Origin of the sequence: Pseudomonas sp. FIP_A4 (genome assembly GCF_036701605.1) — a bacterium.
In the GTDB taxonomy this organism is placed as follows: Bacteria; Pseudomonadota; Gammaproteobacteria; order Pseudomonadales; family Pseudomonadaceae; genus Stutzerimonas; species Stutzerimonas phenolilytica.
On the sequence record NZ_JAYDXP010000107.1, the window covers coordinates 18,475 to 41,494 of the forward strand.

A 23,020-nucleotide genomic window follows, 5' to 3' on the forward strand; every position below is an offset into this window, starting at 1 on the left:
TCAGAGTCTCAAATCGCTTTCTTCAGCGTTCAGCAGGTACTTCAGGTCGTACAGGACATGCTTACCTTTGCCCAGGCGGCGGATTTCGGCAGCGCCCAGTGTACGGAACTGCTCGTGTGCAACAGCCAGGATGATGGCGTCGTAGCTGCCGGCCCGAGGCTCACTGATCGGCGTGATGCCGTATTCCTGCTGCGCCTCGGCGGCATCCACCCAGGGGTCATACACCACCGGTTCAGCACCGTACTCCTGCAGCTCGGTCACAATGTCCACCACACGGGTGTTGCGCAGGTCCGGGCAATTCTCTTTGAAGGTCAGGCCCATAACCAGTACCTTGGCGGCAGAAACCCCAATTGAAGCTTTAACCATCGCCTTGACCAGCTGGCTCACCACATATTCACCCATGCCATCATTTATTCGCCGCCCGGCCAAAATTATCTCCGGGTGGTAACCAATGGCCTGCGCTTTGTGCGTCAGGTAATAGGGGTCCACGCCAATACAGTGTCCGCCCACAAGGCCAGGGCGAAACGGCAGGAAGTTCCACTTGGTCCCGGCTGCTTCCAGCACCGCCTGGGTATCAATGCCCATCTTGTTGAAAATCAAGGCCAGCTCATTGACCAGGGCAATATTGACATCGCGCTGGGTGTTCTCAATCACCTTGGCCGCCTCGGCCACCTTGATCGATGCCGCCTTGTGCGTACCGACGACAATGATTTCCCGGTACAGCTGGTCCACCACCTCGGCAATTTCCGGCGTGGAGCCGGACGTCACCTTCATGATGTTGTGTACACGGTGCTGCTTGTCACCGGGGTTGATACGCTCAGGACTGTAACCGGCGAAGAAATCTTGGTTGAACTTCAAGCCCGACATCCGTTCCAGCACCGGCACACAATCTTCCTCGGTGGCGCCGGGATAAACCGTAGACTCGTAAATAACGATATCGCCCTTCTTCAGCACTTGGCCGATGCTTTCACTAGCCTTGATCAGTGGCGTTAGGTCGGGACGCTTGTAGGCATCAATCGGTGTGGGCACGGTAACGATAAAGCAGTTGCACTGGCGCAGATCATTGAGGCTGGCGGTGTAACTCAGGCCCTCAGCCTCAACCAGCTCTTCTGAGCTGACTTCAAGAGTGAAGTCGTGCCCAGCTTGCAGCTCGGCAATACGCTTGGGATTGATGTCGAAGCCGACGACAGGGCGTTTTTTACCGAATTCGACGGCGAGGGGGAGGCCCACGTAGCCAAGACCGATGATGGCGAGGTTAAGATGCATCTTATTTCAAAATCCTATTTGTAAATTTCCAGCCAGCGATCCACCACACTGGCCAAGCTGAAATTTTCGATAACATGCTGCCGGGACTCGGCACCGTACTGTTTAGCTGCAGACTCGGGTAAATCCAAGGCTGTCTGCATGGCTCCAGCCAAGGCCTCCATATCTCGTGAGGCAACCAAAAAGCCATTGCCGCCAAGCACTTCTGCCACCCCACCACTATTTGTAGCTATGACGACACGTTCACAGGCCATAGCCTCGGCAACTACCAAACCGAACCCCTCCCAAGCCGAAGACAGCACAAATACATCAGCGGCGGACAGCAGCTCTGGCACATCCTTACGAATGCCCAGCAGGGTAATTTTCGACTGCAAACCGAGCGAATCAATTGCTTGCTCAATCTGAGATCGCAACTCGCCATCACCTACGATTAGTAAATGGATATCAGCCTGACTGTTACCCAGCGATGCAAAAGCATCTAGCAAATTTGGATAGTCTTTCGCCTCATGGAAGCGACCAATGGAAATAAAAACTTCGCTCTGGTCAATATCCAGTTCTGCGCGCAACCGCTGCCGTGCCTCCGGATTAAAGCTAAAACGCTGCGTATCAATGCCGTTAAAAACTGCGAGCATACGTCCTGCGGGGGCAGCTTTTTTCTGCTCAAAGGCCAAAACAGCCCTCTGACTGACATTAGTAAATTCATCGGCCAGTCTATCAGTCAGCCGGTATGTCAACATACGAGCCTTACCACCTTCATTATTACTATGGGCCGTACAGACTAGACGTGGCACCTTGCTTACCACTCGCACAAGCCGCGATAGAATATTGGCATGGAACATATGACTATGTACCACATCGGGCTTAAATTTTTTAATTAGTTTGGCAAGATTGATATAGGCACTGGCCATGCCCAGCAGCGATTTGGTACCGCCGAGCCAAATGACTTCAACCTGCTCATTGCGGGGTAATACCAATGCAGGCTTCAGCACGTAAGCCAGGGTGACCTTGTGGCCACGGATGGCAAGCTCATCAGCCAGGTTGACCACCTGGTTTTCGGCACCGCCCATGGCTAGGCCTGTTATGGTAAACAGGACTTTTCTAGACATACTTATTTGGCCATCAACCTATAATAGTTTGCATTATTCAACTTAGCACTAGCCATAGCCACGCCCAACAAAATTGCAAAAAAATAAGAGGAGAAAAAAGAAGGAATGAACTGGAAGCCAAAAAAACAGATTAAGACAGACGCCAAAATGCTAGAATCGGCACATCTAACATCCTTAATAAGCAATATTAAAAAAAGCATGAAGGCAAAAAAATAAACAACCCCCCCCATGAGCAAGGGGAAAATAAAAATATTATGCGGCACAGCACCAACGATAGAACCATAAATTTCTTTATTAAGTAAAGACCCAAACCAAGGGTGTTCAAGAAAAAACTGAAACCCTTTGGCAAAATCTTCGAACCGCCCTGATGAGGAAGTGCTCAATTGACGACCGGTGATGACAGGCAGCGCATACATAGCCATGAAAGGCAAAGCAATTAAAAACAAAGTCAATAACACTTGACTGAACGAAACCCGTCCCTTCACCAGTGAAAAACCCCACTCCCACGTAAGCAAGGCTAAAAGAAACAAAACCACAGCTGCGATACCCGTTCTAGCTGAAGTAGCTATCGAAGCAAACAATAGAAACGGAATTATACACAGGGAAAGCAGCTTATTCTTGTAACCCCAGACAATCGGCATGCAGCTAACAACAAACAACGAGATAAAACTATAATCCATCCAAATGAAGCTATAAGCGTTCCTGCTTCCACCAAAAAGCTCATGACGAAAAAATATGACATCAAGAAAATTATGCAATATCACCTGAAAAAAAAGACCGCCCGCCACAAAAACACAACAAAAAACATAAATGTTTTTTATCCTTTCAATAGCGAGCAAATTATTGCTTGCAATATAAAAAGAAAAAAACACCAATAGAGCAAAGGCAATCAACGAAAAGAGGCTCTCGTAGTAGCCGCCAGACATTGCATAAAGAAAACCAATAATCACAAGGAAAGCAAGCGCTAGAAGACTTGAGTTTAAGGGAACTTTAGGCGCCTTGTAAAAAATACAAATAGCGACGAGTGCACCAATGAAGATTTGAAGCAAAATAATTCTGAACCCTGAGAGCTCAAGGTAAGAGAAGGGAGTTAGCAAATAGAAAAAACTAGCCATGGAGTTTAAGAGTTTAGATTTTTAGATTTGGCGACTGCTGGTGCTGAGCGCAATGCGGCAATATGGTTATAACGATGGACATTCAACGCTGAGCTCGGTATGGACATGGGGTAGTACCATATCGGAAAGGACAGGCGTTGTACGCTATCGCGCGCCGCGAAAAAAATAGCAATCAATTGAAACGATTCAATGTTTTTTAATTTAATCATTACGCAAGCGCCACACCTTAAAACCATTAAGCTCTTTTCCCCCCAAAAGAAGTCACAAACAAAAGCAGCCTAGATATATCTTTGAAAGACTTGGTTCGTAAAATAATGGAAACATACCCGGCAAACGCATCAAAAAAAGGCAGGCCAGCCTTGATTCTAATTCTAAATCTATCTACTTCCAACGCCCTGATGAGCGAACTCCTCACCATGCCATCAGAAACACTTGAGATAGGAATATTTTCTATCGCCTTAATGACAAACTCTATTTGCTCAACATTCTCCAATAACCCATGATGATTAACAACAGAGGATACAGAAGATTTATTCGCATGGTACACATAGAGTCGATCTTTTAGACTGGCACATTTCTTCATTACTACAAGCACAGCTGAAAAGAGCAATACATCTTCTGCAAAAATCAACCTACGTGAAACCTCAATATTCAACAGCGCATAGCTTTTTAACAATATGTCACGACGCATAACTTTTCCCGCCGTGCCAAACTGGAGCCCCTTACACGATAAAATTTTATTTATATCACTAATATAATCGGAACGTTCCAAAAAAACTGGAACAACAGGCACGCTCTGCCATAATCGCTTCGGAGGACTATTTTGCACGCCATAGAAAATTAAATCGGGGTTAACCGACAAACACTTTAATATTTCTTCGATGGCATTAAGCTTTAACTCATCGTCCGGATCAAGAAAGAGAATGTATTCTCCACCAGCATTTTCAACACCAATGCGCCGCGCGTGATAGGTACCCATATTTTTTTTATTCTTAACAATCTTTATTCTTCCGTCTTTCTCAGCGAAACGCTCCACCTTTAAAATAGAATCATCTTTGCCGCAATCATCAACTGCAACAATCTCAATATCACCGCAAGTCTGATTAACACAAGACGTCAAGCACCTTTCAATATACTGAGACACATTATATATTGGCAAAACTATCGAAATCATATTTCGCCTATAACTCTATCTTCGAGCCAAGTGAATTCTCTAAAAAAGACGCGGATCGTCTTTTTAGAAACTCTAGCCTCTCATTTGCTTCTCGAAAGTCAATCCCCCCGCCCAGCAATTTTATTATTTTATCTTCGTCAAATTGCTCCATCGCTCTTTCACCTAGTCCTAAGTCAGAGAGCAAGGAGTAGAGTCGTGAGGCTCCCCGATTCGGGTTAACCAAAGTAATAAATGGCTTATTAAATATAATGGAAAAAACAGTTCCATGAAACGAGTCAGTAACCACAAAACTTGCATCAGAAAAACCTCGAACCCAACTTTCCAGACTGGGCATTATATAATCACGAAAATCTTTGCTAGACGCTAGATCTGTTAAACTGGCTTTTGGCTGGTTGCGATATTCATCTTCTTTCAAAATACTTTTGACTGCATCGACAACTCGACTCTTCCATTTATCTTCATCAAGGACATAAGTACATATCCCCTGCTTAGCCGGAACATCTGCTACCCTATAGAGGGTTTCATAGTGCCGCCTCCCTAGTAACAATGTTGGATCTAGAACGTGAAAAGCATCAACATCTAAATGTTTTTTGCATAGGTCAACCCCTGAACTTTCACGCACACTGACTGCTTCGAAGTGCTTAACTAACCGGGTGCAGCGCCGTGTTTCTTCTTCGGAGAACTCCCATTTATCCACTCCAAACGAAGTTGCATAAGCAATGCGCCTAATATTATTTCCTTGTAAAAAATCAAGAAAGAAATTTCCAATATTTGGCGAATAGCATGGCCGCCAAGTCTGGTCACTGCCAACGATTACCGCATCGTACTGCTCGCTTTCAAAATGTTTGCTTAGTTTCGCAGTGCTGTCCAGCAGCTCAGACATCTTTAGATACTGTTCAATAAATCTATTTGTCTGCTGCAAAATAAGCGGTAAATAACGCTCAAAGCTGATCGGCGCCTTTCGCTTGCCCAACAGTTGTTGCAGGGCACGGTAGCCGAAACGAGCCGTATAATAGGCTGGGCTTTTCGCATCGGGTTGGCGGTCGATTGTCACAGGATCATGCCCTGCATTCTTGAGCACCTTCTGTAAGGCCCAAGCCTGCATAATACCGCCGTAATTTTTACCCAAAGGCTGGGTCATGATTGCGATTTTCATGCCTTGGCTCCGGTTAGTGTTTTGGCTTTGCGTACAAGGTGAGAAACCTTGGTAATCAGCCTCAATTTTAATAGTTCTTGCTTCATGCGTTGATTAAATTCCCGCGCATTCGGGTATTCGGCCCACACTTCAAGGCTGAGTGTTCGTGTGCGCCTGCGAGCCCTCTGAATCAATTTCAGGTATAGGGGCAATGTGTTTCTGCCAACACGCTTAGGAGGGGTAACAGCACCGGCGCGCTTTGCCATGTCTATGCGGGCACTCATACCATCATGCCGGTGGTTGAAGCTGCCTTGCTGGGAGGCAATAAAGCGCTCCTGTGATAGGCTCTTGAGCTCAAGTTCACCGCTTGCCTGCCCCGACTGCAATATCTGCTCGGCTACCAGACTACGACTGACAACCACGTTGTGCCCCTTGCCATCTTGGTCATAGGGCGGCAGCCAGGCGTCACCCAGCGAGATATCAGCCAGCTCGGTCGTGACATCATCACAGAAGTCACAAGCATTAGCCTTGAATAAACCGCTACCCCACATATCACCTACTTCGCGCATTTTTATTAACTTGATGGTGTTGCTAGGGTTGTCGGTACAACTGAAGCCGTAATTCGCCGCTGTGCTTGCGGGGTCTTTTACACGGTATTCTGGCTTAGAAAAATCGTTTAGCGTGGCACCCGCACTACTTGCAAGATAATCGGTGAAAAATTTACTTTTTAATCCTCCACAGATAATGCCGACTGTAAAGGCAATCTTTTCTTTTAGTACAGGGTCTTTATCTTGAGCCAGCCTGATGGCTTTAATGAAGCAGCCAATACCGCTGATGGCTACCCTGCCTTCCAGTTGTCTTATGGTTTCTAGCGCAGTTACAAGCGTTACCGGGTGATAGCGTGTTTTGGAGATACTTAGCAGCTCGTCTTTTTTACTTACAATATTGTATTGGTAGTGAGCGTCAGCAGACTTCGACTCTCCAACGGTCACTACATGACTGATCAGCCTTTTATCAAAAAGCTTTTCATAAACAAATGTAGCAATACCACCTGATGAAGAAGTGTCTCGGTGTTTATTTGAATAACCTACATAGAGGGCATTGTAGCGTCCAATTTTTTGGTGTTGGTTGGGCGATTCACTCAGAAATGTAGCAGCTAAGGCATCTTCGTTTTTATAGTAGGGGCCAGGCTCCGGGTTGAAGGGGCATACCTGGACGCAAGCACCTGCACCATCGCAGACTTTATCGGTGCTGGTTGCAACCAAAAAGCCGTAGTCGTTCCAGTTAACTCCCAGCGCCTTGCTCGGACAGGCTTGTACACATGCACCACAGCCGACACACAGATCATTTTCGACTACCTTGGTCAGAACAAGAGGCTTTATCAAGTTCATATCAACGGGGTCCGGGCTTTCAATGATTTTAAAAGGCTGACGATATATTGTCTTTCAGACTTATCTAGACCAAGCATCCATATAGCTATAAGGGTCACGGCCATTGCCGTAATCAAATTAGAAAACAATATCAATAGCGAACCGCTTGATGCTGCTTGAGTCAAGATCGCAAAGATTCCCGCAACAAGTGCTACCAGGGTCGCCTTGCCAACTACACGCGACAGAAACAAGCCGACTGGCAGGCCGATCAGGGGCGTAATAATGTATAGGCGCGCAACCAATGCGACTACGGCAAGAGCGATTGTGACCGCCAGCAGGGTTTCTGGCGGCAATCCGCATGAAAGAAGTAGGTAGTTTAATGGCACGTTCAGTAATAGAATCCCGCCTACCACGCTGTGATACAGCCGTATATGGCCGGTAGCCTGAGCAGAGGTCATCAGCGGGCCTGAAACTGAATTGATCAATGAGGCAACAATGGTCAGCTGCAGAAACACTGCTGCATAGGGCGGCACCTCAACTAGCCAGAGGCGCAGCAGCTTATCAGGATTTAACAGAACCGGCATCGCCAAAACCAGCAGAATAAAAAAATTGTATTTGGCCGCCCGCAATGCCAGTTTATGCATTTGCTCACGCTCGCCACTAGCATATAGTTTGACGATTTGCGGATTAATTGCAGCCTGTACGTTGGTGACGAATTGGTTTAGCGCTCCATTGGCCTGGGTTGCAATACTACGCCCGGCGTTAACCGCTGGGCCAAAGAAGATATTGAGCAAGACGTTGTTACCGTGTTCGGACAGAGCTGCTGCGAGATTGCCCCAGGTGTTCCAGGCGGTAAATCCGAGCATGCTGTGAAAGCTCTTTTTGTCAAAGCCCCGCTGCAAACGCACTCCGGGAAAGATGGCACGATTGATCAACAGGTAACCGCTGAGGGTGAGCAGGGACACAACCAGCAACAAGGCGGCGTACATGCTGAGGTGGTCGTAGACCAGATAGGGCAAGAGCAGAACGGCAGCCAGTTTAAGCAGGAGATCAGCCATGCTCATCAGGGCGAACAGGCCCATACGCTCGTTGGCCATGAGCATGGCAGTCAAGGGCACTGTCATTACTGTTACGGCAAAGCTGGCGACTGACAGGTGATAAGCCAAGAGTGCGGCAACCAACCTGCCCTCGGGGATGTTGAGCCGGGTACTGACAAACCAGTAGCCTGCAGTTTCGGCGAGCATGACAATACAAACGGCCAACAGTGCATGGACCTGCAGGCTGGTGTTGAAAAGGCCGCGCAGGTTGTGACCGCTGTTCTGGCCTAGGTCGAAGGCGAAGTAGCGCTGGGTGGCTGTGGTCAGCGCGCCTTGCATAAAGCCGAGCAAGGCGACAAATCCGGCGACGACAAAGTAGATACCGAAGTCTTCTACACCCAGCACATTCAACAGCACGCGCGTGGTGTACAGGCCAACCACCATCGCCAGCAGCATGCGGATGTAGAGCATGCCGGTGTTGCGCAGGATGCGTTTGTGGTTACTCTCTAGCATTGGACGTTGGCTACTCTGAAACTGAATAGGCTGTCTACAGCGGTGCAATCGTTTACTACCAATGAATCATTAGCTGTCGTCCAGGGTGAGCATTTCCTTGGGGATGGCTTTACTGGCGGGCAGCATACGGGTGCCAGGCCAGCGACCGGTATGACTGCTTTGATACTTTGAGGCATGTAATTCTCTGTGGCTTGCGTAAATGCGCTGCGGGTAACTGGATGGGTGAGGTGCATATCGCTTCTCCCCTGATATCTCATGTTTCGTCCCTGTCAAATGTGATCTTCACTCCTGGCCAGCCTTTCTGTTGATAGCTTGCGTGCAGTTGAGCGGCCAACGCCTCCTTAGCCCTCTGCTCCCCATGCACCACCCGTATCTCCCCCGGCCCTTCCTGCATCCCAATCACAAATTCCACCAACCCCTGCTGATCCGCATGTGCCGAATAACCACCAATGCTAGTGACATTCGCGCGAATGTCGAAACGCTCGCCGTCCAACTCCACGTAGCCGCCTTTCGGGCCATATTGCTGGATGGCGTGACCCGGCGTGCCCTTGGCCTGGTAACCGACGAATAGTACGTCGTGCTTGGGGTCGTGCAGCATGGCCTTGAGGTAATTGACAATGCGCCCGCCTGCGCACATGCCGTTGCCGGCGATGACGATGGCCGGGCGTGCGCTTTGGGTGAGGTAGTTGACCACGGCGATGTGGTCGGCGTGGTTGTCGATCTTGATCAGGTTGTCGAACGCCAGCGGGTTGCGCCCTGCTTCGGCGCGCTCGCGGGCTTCCTGGTTCCAGTAGGGTTGCAGGCTGCGGTAGGCCGTGGTGAAGCGGCTGGCCAACAGAGAGTCGAGGATGATGGGCAGTTGCGGCCAGTTGGTGGGTGACACAGCCTCACCGGTGGCATGGGGGCTGTTCGCGAGCGAACTCGCTCCTACAGGATGGGGTGTAGGGCCGGTGAGCTTGATATGAATGATGTCTTCCAGCTCGTAGAGCAACTCCTGGGTGCGGCCGATGCTGAAGGCCGGGATCAGCACGGTGCCCTGGTCGCGCAGGGCATGCTCGATGACGGCCTCGAGGCGCTGGCGGCGGCTGGCGCGGTCTTCGTGCAGGCGGTCGCCGTAGGTGCTTTCCAGCACGAGGATGTCGGCTCGCTCGGGAGGCTGGGGCGGCAGCAACAACGGCGCATTGGGAGCGCCAAGGCCGCCGGAGAAGACGATGCGCTTGTTGTCGCCGGTTGCCGGGTAGCTCAGGTCGATTTCCACATAAGCCGACCCCAGGATATGCCCGGCGCGCTGCAGGCGGATGCGCACGTTCAGCGGGTCGGTCGCCAGCAGCGTGAACCGTTGCCCGTACGGCAACGGTTGCAGGCGCCGTTCCAGCAACTGGATGTAGCGCTCCAACGTGTTCTGGTCACGGCTGATGCCGAGCTTGAAGGCGTCTTTGAGAACGATGGGCAGTAGCTTGGCCGAGGGTTCGCTGCAAAGGATCGGTCCCTTGAAACCGGCGGCCAGCAGCTGGGGAATCCTGCCGACGTGGTCGATGCGCACATGGGTGACGACCAGCGCCCTGACGGTAGCCAGGTCGAACTCGATGGCCGGCTGCCCTGCCCTTACCCGACCGGCGGCCGGCGCTTCGTTGCCCTGGAACAGGCCGCAGTCGATCAGCAGGCTGCTAGTCGCGTCCATATGCAGTTGATGGCAGGAGCCGGTCACACCTTCGCTGGCGCCGTGATACTCGATGGTTGGATAGCACATGGTCGCTCCTTTACCGTCGCCGTTCCTTCGCCGGCCTGCCGCTCATCGCCGCCCGGCTGGTGCGGCCGATGACGGAAAAAAACAGGGCGCTGCAGTGAATGGATATAACGGTGCATGGTCAGTCCTTGAACGAGCACATCGGATGGGCACGCTACCGCCTAACCTGGCGCACCCGATATGCACATTGCAACAAAGCGGGAGCAACGAAGCGGTGATTCTGATCGGCGGATATTAGGCCGTTGCGCGATGGCCTTGGGCCATATGACGCACCAGTGCCACAAATAATCCGAGCATACCGCCCAGCACCAATGCGAGCGCGACGATCAACGCCTTCCTGGGCTTGATCGGCGCACTCGGCTCGACTGCCTGTTGGTCGATGGACACCAATTTTAGCGATGCCGTATCGAACTTCAGGGCACGCAGGCGCGCAGCCTCTTCACGCCAGCCGGCAAGGTCTTTCAGGAATAGGTCTTCGTTTTCCCGGCTGTTGAGCACTTCGATCTGTCGGTTGTGCTCAAGCAGCTTGAGCTCGCGGGCAATCTGCGCAATGCGCGGCTCGGTGAAGTCGTCCGATCGGCGGGCAAGCAGGGCCTTGCGCTCGGCTTCCAGGGCATCGGTACCCATGAAATACAGCGGGATCTGCTGGTTGTTGACTTCGGTGCGGATCACGCTGCCCTGTGTGGCGACCTCAGCGGCGCCCAGGGATGAAGGCGTGGTGGGTTTGCTGATTCCCAACGAGTTGGCGATACGAATCGCCTCATTCAACTGATTGATGCGATTGTTGCGACGTGTCTTGAGCTGTTGACGCAGGGCTGCCAGTTCATCGTTGAGCTGTGCACGCTTAAGGGCATCGGCCTCGCTGAGTTTGGCGATCTTGATTTCCTTACCCGCTTCATAGCTGGCGCGTGCAGCGGCGATCTTCCTATCAAGCTGATTGAGTCGATTGCCGATGAGAATATCCAGATCCGCAGCGATTTCCTGGCGGACGCTGTTGATGGAGTGCTGCACGAACTCGTTAACGACTTTCACGCCGTCGATGCCATCCGGATAGGTCAGCTGGATTCCAACGAAAGGCGTGGTCGTGCTTTCGCCCTTTTTGGCGTCGGGCTGTAGAAGCTTGAATGCTTCATCGTTGAAGCTTTCAAAGGTCTGCTCGAGACTGCGACCGGGCTGGGCGAGCAAAGCGAATAGCGGCTCATTGTTACGGAAGAAGCTCAGGCGATTTTCGTAGGAATCTAGCGCGGCGCCCACCTGCGCCATTGCTTGCTTGGGTGAGAGTTTGTAAATACCCAGGTGATTGAGCTCATCGAGGTCTTTGATGGCTGCGGGCCGTAGAACGCTTTGGACCGTGTAGTAACGCGTAGCGAGCAACGCGTATGCAAGTCCTATCAGGCCCACCAGCGCTGCTATCGCTATGATCAATGCTTTCTGACGCCAAAGAGCGTGCGCCAGTTGAATCAGGTCGATTTCATCGTTAACGACAGAGGCGAGATGTTGCGGAGGCGTAACGGCGTTCACGTCAAATTCCATTTTGAGCAGAGAGGTCTGCCAACCGGACTTCGGCTGAGCAGCAAAAATGAGAAGCACGTCAACTTTGACGGACAGCATTTTGCCACTACACAGATTTAATGCAAGCGCTACTTGGCGTCGCAAAGAGGCCCTAATCCGCACAGTAGAAGGCTGCATTGACCAAACGCAAGGAATGCCATTGAGCGCAGCTTTAAGCAACGTAGGCCATCGCAGCCAATCAAAAAAGAGAAAACAGACAAAGGCGGTAGTTGCTCCTAACCGCCTTCAAACTTCAACGCAATTACATCGAATACGCACGATCACGATTCATTAGGCTGCGTACCAATGCCACGAAGACACCCAGCATTGCACCAAGTACCAGACCGAGCGCCAAAATCAGTGCCTTTTTCGGCTTGATCGGGTTGAGCGATTGCAGGGCAGGCTGATCCAAGCGAACAAGGCGCAATCGCTCGGTGTCGAGCTTGATGCCCTTCAGCCGAGAGGCTTCTTCTCTGAGCTGCGCAAGGTTGGTCAAGTAAAGGTCCTCTCCTTCGCGCGCCTTCAAAATCTCCACTTCGCGGTTGTTCTCAAGCAGCGTCAGCTCCGACTGGATTTCCGCGATGCGCGGCTCAACAAAATCGTCGGACGTGCGATTCTTCAACGCATCGCGTTCCGCCGTAAGCGCTTCGGTACCCAGGAAGTAAAGTGGCGCTTCCTGATTGGTCACTTCGGTGCGGATGACCTGAGTACCAGAACGTGCCGACGCAGCCATGGCTGACGGACTCGTTGGAGTACGAATGCCCAGGGAGTCGGCAATGGTTATCGCCTCGTTCAGCTCTTGGATACGGTTGTTCCTGCGCGTCTTCAACTCTGCGCGCAATGCTGCGAGTTCGTCTTGAAGTTGAGCGCGCTTCAGAGCTGCGTCTTCGAGCAATGTCGCAATCTTCGCCTCTTTGGAGGCAGAGTAGTTCGCTCGTTGCGCCTCCATGTTCATATCGAGGCTCGCCAGGCGGTTGGCGATCAGACTTTCCAGATCCTCGGCGATTTCCTTACGCTCAAGTTCGAGTACGTAGTCAACGAAACCGTTCACGATCGTCGAACCCTCCATACCCTTAGGATAAGTAAGTTTCAGCCCCACATAGGCACTGCGGTTCTCGGTCTTCTTGGGATCCGGGTGAAGCATCTCAAACGCCTGCTCATTGAAATCAGCGAAGGCTTGCTCCGCAGAATCACTCTTCGGCTCAATCGCCTGGAACAGCTCCTGGTTGCTAAGAAAATAGTCCAGACGTTTGTCGTAGGATGAAAGCCCACTCGCCACCCTGCTGAGCGCTTCCTCGGGCGTGAGCTTGTAGATACCAGTCTCGTTGAGCTGATCGAGCGTACTCTGCGGAACAGGACGAAGGTAGGTTTTGGTTTGGTAGTACGGAGTTGCAAGAAAAGCGTAGGCGGCCGCGATCAGGGTTGCGGCGAACGTCACGCCAACGATAAGGAGGCGTTGTCGCCAGAGCGCACGAAATAGTTCAACCAGATCAATTTCATCATTTGCCAAAGGCTGGGGCTGCACGATCATCCGGTTTCCTTGTTGTGGGCTGTAAAGCAATCGGAGCGGGATTCGTACGGGATAGCGACAAAAAGTTCCTTACGTTATAGGGAATTAGCGCATTTTTCCGAAAAACGTGATGTGCCTCACAAAAAACCCACAGACTGCGCCTTCGAAACGTCACTCCTCCTCATTCACCCGATCCCGCAACTCTTTCCCAGGCTTGAAATGCGGAACGAATTTTCCGTCGAGGCTGACGGACTGGCCGGTCTTGGGATTTCGACCGACGCGAGGGGCGCGGTAGTGGAGGGAGAAGCTGCCGAAACCGCGAATCTCGATGCGGTCGCCAGTGGCCAGCGCCTGTGCCATCTGCTCGAGCATGGTCTTGATGGCCAGTTCGACATCCTTCGAAGAAAGCATCCCCTGCTGGGTGACGATACGCTCGATCAACTCCGACTTGGTCATGGTTTTCCCTTCGTTTTCAAGCGGCTAGATGATTCGGGTTGCGGTCGTTTGTAGCATGTTGTTCAGACTTTGAACAGCCCAACGGGATTGACGGGCAGCGGCGTTCTTTGTATGGCGCGTACGCGATTGAGTGGATCTTTGGAGCATGCCGACGCGCTCTCGAACGGCATGATTCAGCTTCCGCTGCCGGGGAACTCGGGTTACCGCGAACTGTCTGTCCCCTGACGGACTACCCGGACGGCGCGGCAGAACCACATCTGCGCAGACGCATCTTTGCCGCCCCTCTACCCGCTCTCGGACCGCCCCGGCGGCGTGCCGGCAGCCAATCGCTGCACCGTCTACTCGCTCACCGGCCCGGTCATCGGGGCCTTTGTCTTCTCCTTATATATGTTGAACACCTGCATGCTCATATCTCGTTACCGTTCTGTATCCCTTCGCGCGCGCACTGCGCGCCTGCCCCTGTATCGCACCCTGGGTGTCTGCATCTTCGGGGCCTGGTTTGCCAGCGCACCGGCACACGCACAGCAAGCCAGCGACTCGCAGCGCTGGGTGAGCGACACGCTGAGCACCTATGTGCGCAGCGGTCCGACCGAGGGGTATCGCATCGTTGGCACGCTGCAGTCGGGGCAGCCGGTGGAGTTGATCACCAGCAAGGGCGATTTCAGCCAGGTCCGCAGCGAGAATGGCGACACCGTGTGGATTCCCACCCGCGAGTTGCAAAACGTGCCTGGCCACGCCGAACGGGTACCGCAGCTGGAACAGCGCGTAGCCGAGCTGGATGAACAGTTGCGCACCATCGATGACAACTGGAAGGCCCGCGTGCAGGGAATGCAGGAGACGCTGGATGCGCGCAAGACGCTGATCGATGAGCTGGAGGCGCGCCGCCAGCAACTCGACAGCGCGCTGAGCCAGAGCCAGTCCGAGCTGCGCGAAGCACAGGCGCGGCTGGGCGATGAGAACAAGCAGGTGCTGATGCGCTACATGGTCTACGGCGGCAGCATCGCCGGTGCCGGCCTGTTGCTGGGCCTGATCCTGCCGGCGATGACGCGCGGGCGTAAACGCAACGACCGCTGGTTCTGATACCAGCGCCCCGTGCCTCTCATTGCATGCGAGGCACGGGCTGCTGACTCGGGCAGGTTCATCGCCCTGCCCTTGCTTCGCTGATCTAGCGCGTTGCCGCCGCGCTCGCCGGCAGCACGCGCCCACGGCATTCGCCGAAGCCGATCGATGGATATCCCTCGCGGCGGCAGCGCGCCTTGAGGATGATCTCGTCGCCGTCTTCGAGGAAGGTACGCGTCTCGCCACTGGGCAGCTCCAGCGCACGTTTGCCGCCTTCGGTGACTTCCAGCAGGCTGCCACAGCTGTCGGCGCTCGGCCCCGACAGCGTGCCGGAACCGAACAGGTCACCCGGCTGCAGGCTGCAGCCATTGACGCTGTGGTGCGCGACCATCTGCGCCACGGTCCAGTACATGTTCTGCGTGCTGCTCAGGGCAATGCGCTGGGCTGGCAGGCCCTGCGCGCGCATGGCCTCGGTGAGCAGCAGCACCTCGAGCTCGATGTCCAGCGCGCCCAGTTGCTGGTCCTGCTCATCGAACAGATAAGGCAGCGGTTGCGGGTCGCCGGCCGGGCGCGGCGGTTGTGCGCAGCGGAACGGCGCCAGCGCCTCCGGCAGCACCACCCACGGCGACACGCTGGTGGCGAAGCTCTTGGACAGGAACGGCCCCAGCGGCTGATATTCCCAGGCCTGCAGATCGCGCGCCGACCAGTCGTTCAGCAGGCAGAAGCCAGCCACGTGCGCGGCCGCTTCGCCGATCGGAATCGCCTCGCCACGCGCATTACCCGGTCCGATCCAGATTCCCAGCTCCAGCTCGTAGTCGAGCCGCTTGCTCGCGCCGAAGACGGGCTCGCTCGCGCCCGCCGGCAGGGTCTGGCCGTTGGGCCGCCGAACGGGCGTTCCCGATACGTCAATGGTCGACGCGCGCCCGTGATAGCCGATGGGTACGTACTTGTAGTTCGGCAGCAACGGATTGTCCGGACGGAACAGTTTGCCGACGTTGTTGGCGTGATGAATGCCCACGTAGAAATCGGTGTAGTCGCCGACTCTCGCCGGCAAGTGCAATCGGCACTGGCTCATGGGCTTGAGCAGCGTCTCGCCCATCGCCTGCAGTCGCGTACGTTGCACGCTGTGCTCACCAAGCAACTCGCACAAGCCGGTGCGCAATCCCATGCGCGCCGAGGCACCGCGCGCGAAGAACGCGTTGAGGCTGCTGCCCGCCGCGCTCCGCGCCGCCTCCAGTGCCGCTCCCACGAACAGTCCCGCATCGCAGGCCGCGGCCAGATCGAAGATGTAATCACCGATGGCCACACCGCCTCGCGGCTCGTCGCCGCCCAGGCTGAACACACCCAACGGCAGGTTGGCGAGTGGAAAGTCCGGGTGGCCGTTGGCCGATTCGACCCAGCTGCGTAGCTCTGTCTGTGCGCTCATGTCATTTCCCCTGCATGTCGAAAGTTTTATCCAGGCCGGCCCAGCAGCTGTCGTAGTCGGCCTGCAGCTGCGGGCTTCGCAGCGCCTGGCGCGTAGGCCGCAGTACCTGACCGGTCTCGAACATGAACGCCAGGGTGTTATCGATCTTGTGGGGTTCGAGTGCCGCATTGATCGCCTGTTCCGTAGAGGTGCGATCCGGCCCGTGCGCGCTCATGCAGTTGTGCAGCGAGGCGCCGCCGGGCAGGAAGCCATCGGCCTTGGCGTCGTAGGCGCCGTCGATCAGGCCCATGAATTCGTTCATCAGGTTGCGATGGAACCACGGTGGACGGAAGGTGTGCTCGGCGACCATCCAGCGCGGCGGGAAGATCACGAAGTCGATATTGGCCATGCCCGCAACGGCGCTCGGCGAGGTCAACACGGTGAAGATCGACGGATCGGGATGATCGAAGCTGACCGTGCCAATCGTATTGAAACGCCGCAGATCGTATTTGTAAGGCACGTTGTTGCCATGCCAGGCGACCACGTCTAGCGGCGAGTGATCCAGTTCGGTCATCCAGAATTCGCCGAGAAACTTCTGCACCAGCTGAACCGGCCCGTCATGCTCCTCGTAGCACGCCACGGGCGCGAGGAAGTCGCGCGGATTGGCCAGACCGTTGCTGCCGATCGGTCCGAGCTCCGGCAGGCGCAACGCACAGCCGTGGTTCTCGCAGACATAGCCGCGCGCCGACGCGTCCAGCAACTCGATACGCACACGCATCCCGCGCGGAATCACGGCGATTTCCAGCGGCGCGACGTCGAGCACGCCGAGTTCGGTGACCAGCCGCAGCGCCCCCTGCTGCGGGACGATCAGCAACTCGCCGTCGGCATCGAAGAACACGCGCTGCATCGAGCGGTTGGCCACATAGCAATACAGGCTCGCACCGCTCGTTTGATCGGCCTCGGCGTTTGCCGCCAGGCACGACAGACCGTCGAGAAAATCGGTTGGCACGGCCGGAATGGGCTGCGGATTCCAGCGCAGGCGATTGGGCGTGATCGCCCCCAACCCGGCATCCAGCTGTCGTTCCAGGCGTTGGTAAGGACCGTGGGCGGCGGACGGACGCATGCGGTACAGCCACGTCCTGCGCGCTTCGCTGCGTGGCACGGTGAAGGCGGTGCCAGACAACAGCTCCGTGTAGAGCCGGTAGGGCACCTTCTGCGGCGAGTTCTGCCCGACCGGCAACGCGCCGGGCAGGGCTTCGCTGCTGAATTGATTGCCGAAACCGGACAGATAGCCGGCAGGCGCTGCAGATTGTGGCTGGGATCGCATGGCAACCTCGTTTTTTGTAATTAGATTACGCAAAACGTAATTTGAACTCCCCACGACGTCAAGCTATAAACAGCGCCTTTGCCACCGGACCGCCTCGCATGCCAGACCGCAACGCCGTCACCGCGCCCCGTCGCCAGAAAGTACAGGCCGCCGAGGTCGGCACCGATATCCTCACCGCGCTGGCCGAACTCGCGCCGGCGACCTCGCTGTCTCGCCTGGCCGAGCACGTCGGCATGCCGGCCAGCAAAGTCCATCGTTATCTGCAGGCGTTGATCGCCAGCGGTTTCGCCGAGCAGGATGTCCAGACCAATCACTATGGTCTGGGCCGCGCTGCGCTGTTCGTCGGGCTGGCCGCGCTCGGGCGGCTGGATGTGGTTCGCCTGGCGACGCCGCACCTGGCACAGCTGCGCGATGATCTCAACGAAACCTGCTTCCTCGCCGTCTGGGGCAACTGCGGACCGACCGTCGTGCACGTCGAGCAGGCGCTACGGGCCGTCACACTGGTGACCCAGATCGGTTCGGTGCTGCCGCTGCTGGGTTCGTCCACCGGCCTGGTGTTCAACGCCTTCCTGCCGAACCTGGAAACAGCGCCGCTACGCGAAGCGGAACTGCAGCTGCCAGCGGCACCCTCCTCCGCGGCTCTGACGCAACAGATGAGCGAGCTGCAGCACCGCCACGTGCAAGCGGTACACGGCCTGTTGATGGCCGGCGTCAATGCACTGTCGGCACCGTTGTTCAGCGGCGACCGGCGCCTGGCGGGGGTAATCACCGTCGTCGGTACGGCGCCAGGCTTCATGGCGGAAGTGAATGGCGATGCGGCGCAGCGCCTGCTCGCAACGGCACGCGCAATCAGCGAACGCATGGGCGCGTCGTTCTGAGGGGAAGTCCCCGCGCGGCCGGCCATTTGCGCCGCACCGCCTGCGATGTTGGCTAGCCGCCGGCAACCCCACCTTCACGCGCCGCGCAGACGCGGTTACGCCCATTCTGCTTGGCGTCGTAGAGCGCACCGTCGGCCTTGGCCAACAACGGCTGGAGGTCGTCGCGGCCAGCCGGCGAGCTCACCAGGCCGATGCTCACGGTCAGGGCGATCGGGCCGGCCGAGGTCGGGATCGGCGCTTCGGCGATTGCACGCCGAACTTTCTCCGCTACGGACAACGCGCCCTCGAGATCCGTGCTCGGCAACGCGATGGCGAACTCCTCACCGCCGAGCCGGCCGAGCAGGTCGTGCGCGCGAAGCACCCGAGAGCAGGTCGCCGTGAACGCCGTGAGCACTTCATCACCTATCGGATGACCGTAGGTGTCATTGATGCGCTTGAAGTGATCGATATCGAGCATCAGCAGGCTGACATCCTCACCATGCCGCCGCGCCCGGGAAAGCTCCGCTTCGCAACCGGCCAAGAACGAGCGGCGGCTGCTGACACCCGTGAGCACGTCGGTGTTGGCCAGCTGCGTCATCTGCTCGTGGGCCTCGCGCAGCCTGGCGGTATTGCGGAAATGCCGGCGGCTAAACGCATATATCAGCAGCGCGACTGCCAGCAGCAGCAGGGAAATGATGCTTGCCGAGACGATCAGCAGCTTGCGATGTTCCTCGAACGCCGCCATGAAATCCTTCGGCGACAGCAGTACGAGAACCAGGACACCCCCGTCCTCCAGGCGCCGATAGGCACCGAGGTGGTACTCGCCATCGAGCGAACTGACACCCTCGTAGAGGCCAACCCGCGCGCCATCGACGAAGTAGGGCTTGTCCTCGGGTAGTTTGAAGCGCCCGTAGCGTCCGGGGATTGGCGCGCCGGAGGCGATGGCGCGGATGCTGCGGTCAGTGCCCAGCAGCACGATGCTGCCATTGGCACCGACGTCGATCTGCTGGAAGTAGTCGGAAAACAGATCGGCCGGCACGGACAGCACCAGCACACCGGCAAATTTCCCACCATCGAAGATCGGCCGGGTGAACTGGATCGACCACCGATGCGACAGCCGCCCGAGCACCGGTTTGCTGATGAACAGCTGATCAGCCTGCGGGTTGTCGCGGTGGACGCGAAAGTGCTCGCGGTCGCTCAGATCGATCGGTTTGCGGATCGGCGCGAGATTGGAAAACACCAATTGGCCGCTCGCATCGATCACCCCCAACTGCGAGACGAAGCTACCATAGGCCTGCAGCTCCTCCTTCACGTGATTCTGAAAGTCGTCCGGCTGTTCGAGCACGTCCTCGCGCATATCCAGCAGCACGATATCCATCAAGCGGATGGTGCTGCGCACATGCGCGTCGAAGGCAGTCGCCAGGTTCATCGCATCCTTGCGCGCGGCCGCTCCGGCCAGCGCACGCTCATGCCCGATCTCGCCCAGCACGAACGCCCACATCGGCACCAGCGCAAGCAGCAGCATGGTCGATGCTAGAAACCCGGCTGCTCTGTCTTTCAACGCTTTGCTCCGCTCGCGCCACGCCCCACATGGCAGGCATTCTCGTGACTCTACGACGCGCGACGACCTCGGCCGGCCACAAAATAATGCGCAATGGCCATCATTGAAGGAGGCGGTGTGCGAGGCGCCCGTCAGCCGCTACCCTGTGGTCGGCTCAACTCTGCAAGCTGGCGGTGAACGTGGACAGGTTTCAGGAAATGAAGGTGTTGGTCGCGGTTGCGGAGGCGGCCAGCTTCGCCGGCGGCGCCCGGCTGCTGGGCATGTCGCCGCCAAGCGTGACGCGGGTGATTGCCGGCCTGGAAAACCGCCTGGGCACCCTGCTGCTGGCACGCAGTACGCGCAGCCTGCGCCTGACCGAAGCGGGCCGGCGTTATGTCGAGGACTGCAAGCGCATCCTGCTCGACCTCGAAGAAGCCGAAGAGCTGGCGGCCGGCAGCGCGGTTCGCGTCCGCGGCAACCTGACGGTGACGGCGCCGGTGATGTTTGGCGAGTTGTTCCTCATACCGCTGATCACCGAGTACCTGGCGGCTCAGCCCGAGGTGACGCTCAACGCCGTGCTGGTGGATCGCGTGGTGAACATGGTCGATGAGGGCGTGGATGTCGCCGTCCGTATCGGCGAACTGCCGCAGAGCAACCTGCAAGCCATCAAGGTCGGGCATATCCGGCCGGTGATATGCGCCTCGCCAGGCTTTCTCGAACGCGTCGGCCGACCGCGACAACCGGAGGACGTGCTGGCGCTGCCGACGGTGATGTCGTCGACCAGCACCCTGCTCACCGACTGGCAGTTCAGGGTCGGCGACCGTGCCATCGCCCTGCATCCCGAACCGCGCCTGACGGTCAGCTCCAATCAGGCAGCGATCAATGCGGCGCGCCTGGGCTGGGGGCTCACGCGGGTGCTGTCCTACCAGGCCGCCGAGTGGGTGGCCAAGGGCGAGTTGGAGATCGTCCTCGAGGCATTCAAGACCCCGGCGCTGCCGGTGCATGTGCTGTATCAGGGAGGCAACCGGGTTCCCGCCAAGGTGCGTACCTTCGTCGATCACTGCGCCAGCCGATTCCTCGCCGACCCGGCACTGCAGGCCATGCCGGTAACCTGACCGTGAGTCGATATCGCCAGGTACAGACCTTCGCGGCCGTGGCACAGGCTGGCAGCCTGGCCGCCGCGGCGCGCCAGCTGGGACAGTCGCCGGCGACCGTCATGCGCACCATTGCCGCGCTGGAGGCGCGCCTGCAGACCAGCCTGCTGATGCGCGGACCGCGCGGCGTCGCGCTGAGCCCTGCTGGCGAGCAGTTCGCACAAAGCTGCCGGCTCGTCCTGGAGCAAACGGCGCAGGCCGAGCGCTCCGCCGCCGGCATGCATGCCAGCCCCGACGGGCAGTTGACGGTGGCCTTGCCGCTGCTGATGGATCTGCAGGTATTCACACCCATCGCCGTGGCCTACCTGAACGCCTTTCCTGACGTGCGGCTGGATATTCGCTCCTGCGAAGGCGTACCCAAGCTGCTCCAGGAAGGCATCGATATAGCGCTGGTTCTCGGCCAGTTACCCAACTCATCGGAGTTCGCCGTGCCGCTGGGCGCCGTCAGGCCGATTGTCTGCGCCTCACCCGCCTATCTCGGCAAATGGGGTCGACCGTCGACGCCCGAAGACCTCAAAGCACATCGCGCGGTGGCCACGAATGCGGCGGGCTACGACGCGCACTGGCATTTCCGCTGTGGCCGTTCCATCCGCTCGGTAAAACCCACGCCGGCCCTCACCTGCACCACCCAGCGGGCGGCCATCCATGCGGCCACCCTGGGGCTGGGGTTGATTCGCTGCATGAGTTACGAAGCCCACGACGAACTGCGGCGTGGCCTGCTGGAGCCGGTACTGAGCGCGTTTGCCGGTCCCGACGTACCGGTGCAGCTGATCTACCGCCATGGCCGCCGCGCCGAGGCACGCGTGCGGACCTTTATCGACTTCGCGGCGCCGCAGCTTCGCGCCCATCCCGCCTTCCAAGCGCGCTGACCGAGCGTTCTTCCGCCGCGCCGCGCCTGGCGTTATTCCAGAAAACGAAATTATGGATTGCGCCGCATGGTGATTCTGCTCAACCCGGCGAGGGCGCAGCATGGCTCCGCCAGCGCAGGATTGCCGCTGCGCCACCCCCTTGAATCCATTGCGGAGCCAGCACCATGTCTCAGCCGATCAAACTCTACCGTCACCCGCTTTCAGGGCATGCCCACCGCGTCGAACTGATGCTTTCGCTGCTGCAGCTCCCCTATGAGCTGGTGTCTGTCGACCTGGCCAACGGCGAACACAAATCTGCCGAGTTCCTCGCCATCAACGCCTTCGGCCAAGTGCCAGTCATCGACGACAACGGCACCTTCATCAGCGACTCCAACGCGATTCTGGTCTACCTCGCCAAGCGCTACGGCGGCGACAGCTGGCAGCCGCAGGACGCGCTCGCCGAAGCGCGCATCCAGCGCTGGTTGTCGGTGGCCGCCGGCCAGGTGGCCTACGGCCCGGCGGCGGCGAGACTGATCACCGTGTTCGGTGCGTCATTCAATGCCGAAGAGGTCATCGCCCGCGCCCACACGCTGCTCAAGGTTATGGACGCCGAACTGGCCCGCAGCCCCTTCCTGGCCGGCGCCGAACCGAGCATCGCCGACGTCTCCAACTACAGCTACATCGCCCATGCGCCAGAGGGCAACGTCTCGCTCGAGCCCTACCCCAATGTGCGCGCCTGGCTGCAGCGCATCGAGACCCTGCCCGGCTTCGTACCCATGCAGCGCACTGCAATCGGCCTGCAAGCCGCTTGAGTAAGTACCGGACTGCCGGGCCTTCCGGCAGTTTTCGAGGA

General features: G+C 56.8%; 19 protein-coding genes. 5 read left to right on the plus strand and 14 right to left on the minus strand.

Going from position 1 to position 23,020, the window contains the following annotated elements; genetic code table 11:
- From tviB to ihfB, 11 genes are all read right to left on the minus strand, one after another.
- On the minus strand, window positions 1-1,266 hold the full coding sequence (gene tviB, locus U8L64_RS02315; protein WP_333393673.1) for a Vi polysaccharide biosynthesis UDP-N-acetylglucosamine C-6 dehydrogenase TviB: 1,266 nt from the start codon (window positions 1,264-1,266) through the stop codon (window positions 1-3).
- A gap of 14 nt (window positions 1,267-1,280) precedes the next feature.
- On the minus strand, window positions 1,281-2,330 hold the full coding sequence (locus U8L64_RS02320) for a glycosyltransferase (RefSeq protein WP_333393675.1): 1,050 nt from the start codon (window positions 2,328-2,330) through the stop codon (window positions 1,281-1,283).
- Window positions 2,331-2,371: 41 nt separating this feature from the next.
- The gene (locus U8L64_RS02325; RefSeq protein WP_333393677.1) at window positions 2,372-3,418 is read right to left on the minus strand and encodes an O-antigen ligase family protein; all 1,047 of its coding nucleotides are present in this window, start codon (window positions 3,416-3,418) and stop codon (window positions 2,372-2,374) included.
- A 301-nt stretch (window positions 3,419-3,719) separates the two neighbouring features.
- Window positions 3,720-4,658, minus strand: a complete 939-nt coding sequence (locus tag U8L64_RS02330) for a glycosyltransferase family 2 protein (protein ID WP_333393679.1) — start codon at window positions 4,656-4,658, stop codon at window positions 3,720-3,722.
- Between the two features lie 7 nt (window positions 4,659-4,665).
- Window positions 4,666-5,814, minus strand: coding sequence for a polysaccharide pyruvyl transferase family protein (locus U8L64_RS02335; protein WP_333393681.1), 1,149 nt, complete (start codon window positions 5,812-5,814; stop codon window positions 4,666-4,668).
- Entirely contained in the window at window positions 5,811-7,184 is a 1,374-nt protein-coding gene (locus U8L64_RS02340) for a Coenzyme F420 hydrogenase/dehydrogenase, beta subunit C-terminal domain (protein ID WP_333393683.1), read from the minus strand. Before U8L64_RS02340 ends, U8L64_RS02335 begins: the two co-directional genes overlap by 4 nt.
- A complete protein-coding gene (locus U8L64_RS02345) occupies window positions 7,181-8,713 on the minus strand; it encodes an MATE family efflux transporter (RefSeq protein ID WP_333393685.1) in 1,533 nt (510 codons plus the stop codon). The genes U8L64_RS02340 and U8L64_RS02345 overlap by 4 nt, the downstream gene beginning before the upstream one ends.
- Before the next feature lie 253 nt (window positions 8,714-8,966).
- Window positions 8,967-10,463 carry an MBL fold metallo-hydrolase gene (locus U8L64_RS02350; protein WP_333393687.1) on the minus strand — a complete coding sequence of 499 codons (1,497 nt, stop codon included), beginning with the start codon at window positions 10,461-10,463 and terminating at the stop codon, window positions 8,967-8,969.
- Window positions 10,464-10,694: 231 nt separating this feature from the next.
- The gene (locus U8L64_RS02355; RefSeq protein WP_333393797.1) at window positions 10,695-11,981 is read right to left on the minus strand and encodes a GNVR domain-containing protein; all 1,287 of its coding nucleotides are present in this window, start codon (window positions 11,979-11,981) and stop codon (window positions 10,695-10,697) included.
- Window positions 11,982-12,273: 292 nt separating this feature from the next.
- Entirely contained in the window at window positions 12,274-13,542 is a 1,269-nt protein-coding gene (locus U8L64_RS02360) for a Wzz/FepE/Etk N-terminal domain-containing protein (protein WP_333393689.1), read from the minus strand.
- 150 nt (window positions 13,543-13,692) lie between these two features.
- Entirely contained in the window at window positions 13,693-13,977 is a 285-nt protein-coding gene (gene ihfB, locus U8L64_RS02365) for an integration host factor subunit beta (protein WP_003291410.1), read from the minus strand.
- Window positions 13,978-14,379: 402 nt separating this feature from the next.
- Between ihfB and U8L64_RS02370 the strand changes: the two genes are divergently transcribed.
- On the plus strand, window positions 14,380-15,057 hold the full coding sequence (locus tag U8L64_RS02370) for a TIGR04211 family SH3 domain-containing protein (RefSeq protein ID WP_333393692.1): 678 nt from the start codon (window positions 14,380-14,382) through the stop codon (window positions 15,055-15,057).
- An 85-nt stretch (window positions 15,058-15,142) separates the two neighbouring features.
- Here U8L64_RS02370 and fahA read toward each other — a convergent pair whose 3' ends face one another.
- Both fahA and hmgA read right to left on the minus strand, forming a co-directional pair.
- Window positions 15,143-16,462 (minus strand): fumarylacetoacetase, encoded by a 1,320-nt coding sequence (fahA, locus tag U8L64_RS02375; RefSeq protein ID WP_333393694.1) that lies wholly within the window; start codon window positions 16,460-16,462, stop codon window positions 15,143-15,145.
- A gap of 1 nt (window position 16,463) precedes the next feature.
- Window positions 16,464-17,768, minus strand: coding sequence for a homogentisate 1,2-dioxygenase (hmgA, locus tag U8L64_RS02380; RefSeq protein ID WP_333393696.1), 1,305 nt, complete (start codon window positions 17,766-17,768; stop codon window positions 16,464-16,466).
- A gap of 98 nt (window positions 17,769-17,866) precedes the next feature.
- On the opposite strand from hmgA, the gene U8L64_RS02385 reads away from it, so the two are divergent.
- On the plus strand, window positions 17,867-18,646 hold the full coding sequence (locus U8L64_RS02385; RefSeq protein ID WP_333393698.1) for an IclR family transcriptional regulator: 780 nt from the start codon (window positions 17,867-17,869) through the stop codon (window positions 18,644-18,646).
- A gap of 52 nt (window positions 18,647-18,698) precedes the next feature.
- On the opposite strand, the gene U8L64_RS02390 is transcribed toward U8L64_RS02385, so the two are convergent.
- Entirely contained in the window at window positions 18,699-20,126 is a 1,428-nt protein-coding gene (locus tag U8L64_RS02390) for a sensor domain-containing diguanylate cyclase (RefSeq protein WP_333393799.1), read from the minus strand.
- A 257-nt stretch (window positions 20,127-20,383) separates the two neighbouring features.
- Between U8L64_RS02390 and U8L64_RS02395 the strand changes: the two genes are divergently transcribed.
- From U8L64_RS02395 to U8L64_RS02405, 3 genes are all read left to right on the plus strand, one after another.
- On the plus strand, window positions 20,384-21,280 hold the full coding sequence (locus U8L64_RS02395) for a LysR family transcriptional regulator (protein ID WP_333393700.1): 897 nt from the start codon (window positions 20,384-20,386) through the stop codon (window positions 21,278-21,280).
- Window positions 21,281-21,282: 2 nt separating this feature from the next.
- Complete coding sequence (locus tag U8L64_RS02400) at window positions 21,283-22,188, plus strand: LysR family transcriptional regulator (protein WP_333393702.1); 906 nt, start codon at window positions 21,283-21,285, stop codon at window positions 22,186-22,188.
- 164 nt (window positions 22,189-22,352) lie between these two features.
- Window positions 22,353-22,979, plus strand: a complete 627-nt coding sequence (locus U8L64_RS02405; protein WP_043296652.1) for a glutathione S-transferase family protein — start codon at window positions 22,353-22,355, stop codon at window positions 22,977-22,979.
- The last annotated feature ends 41 nt before the right edge of the window (window positions 22,980-23,020 follow it).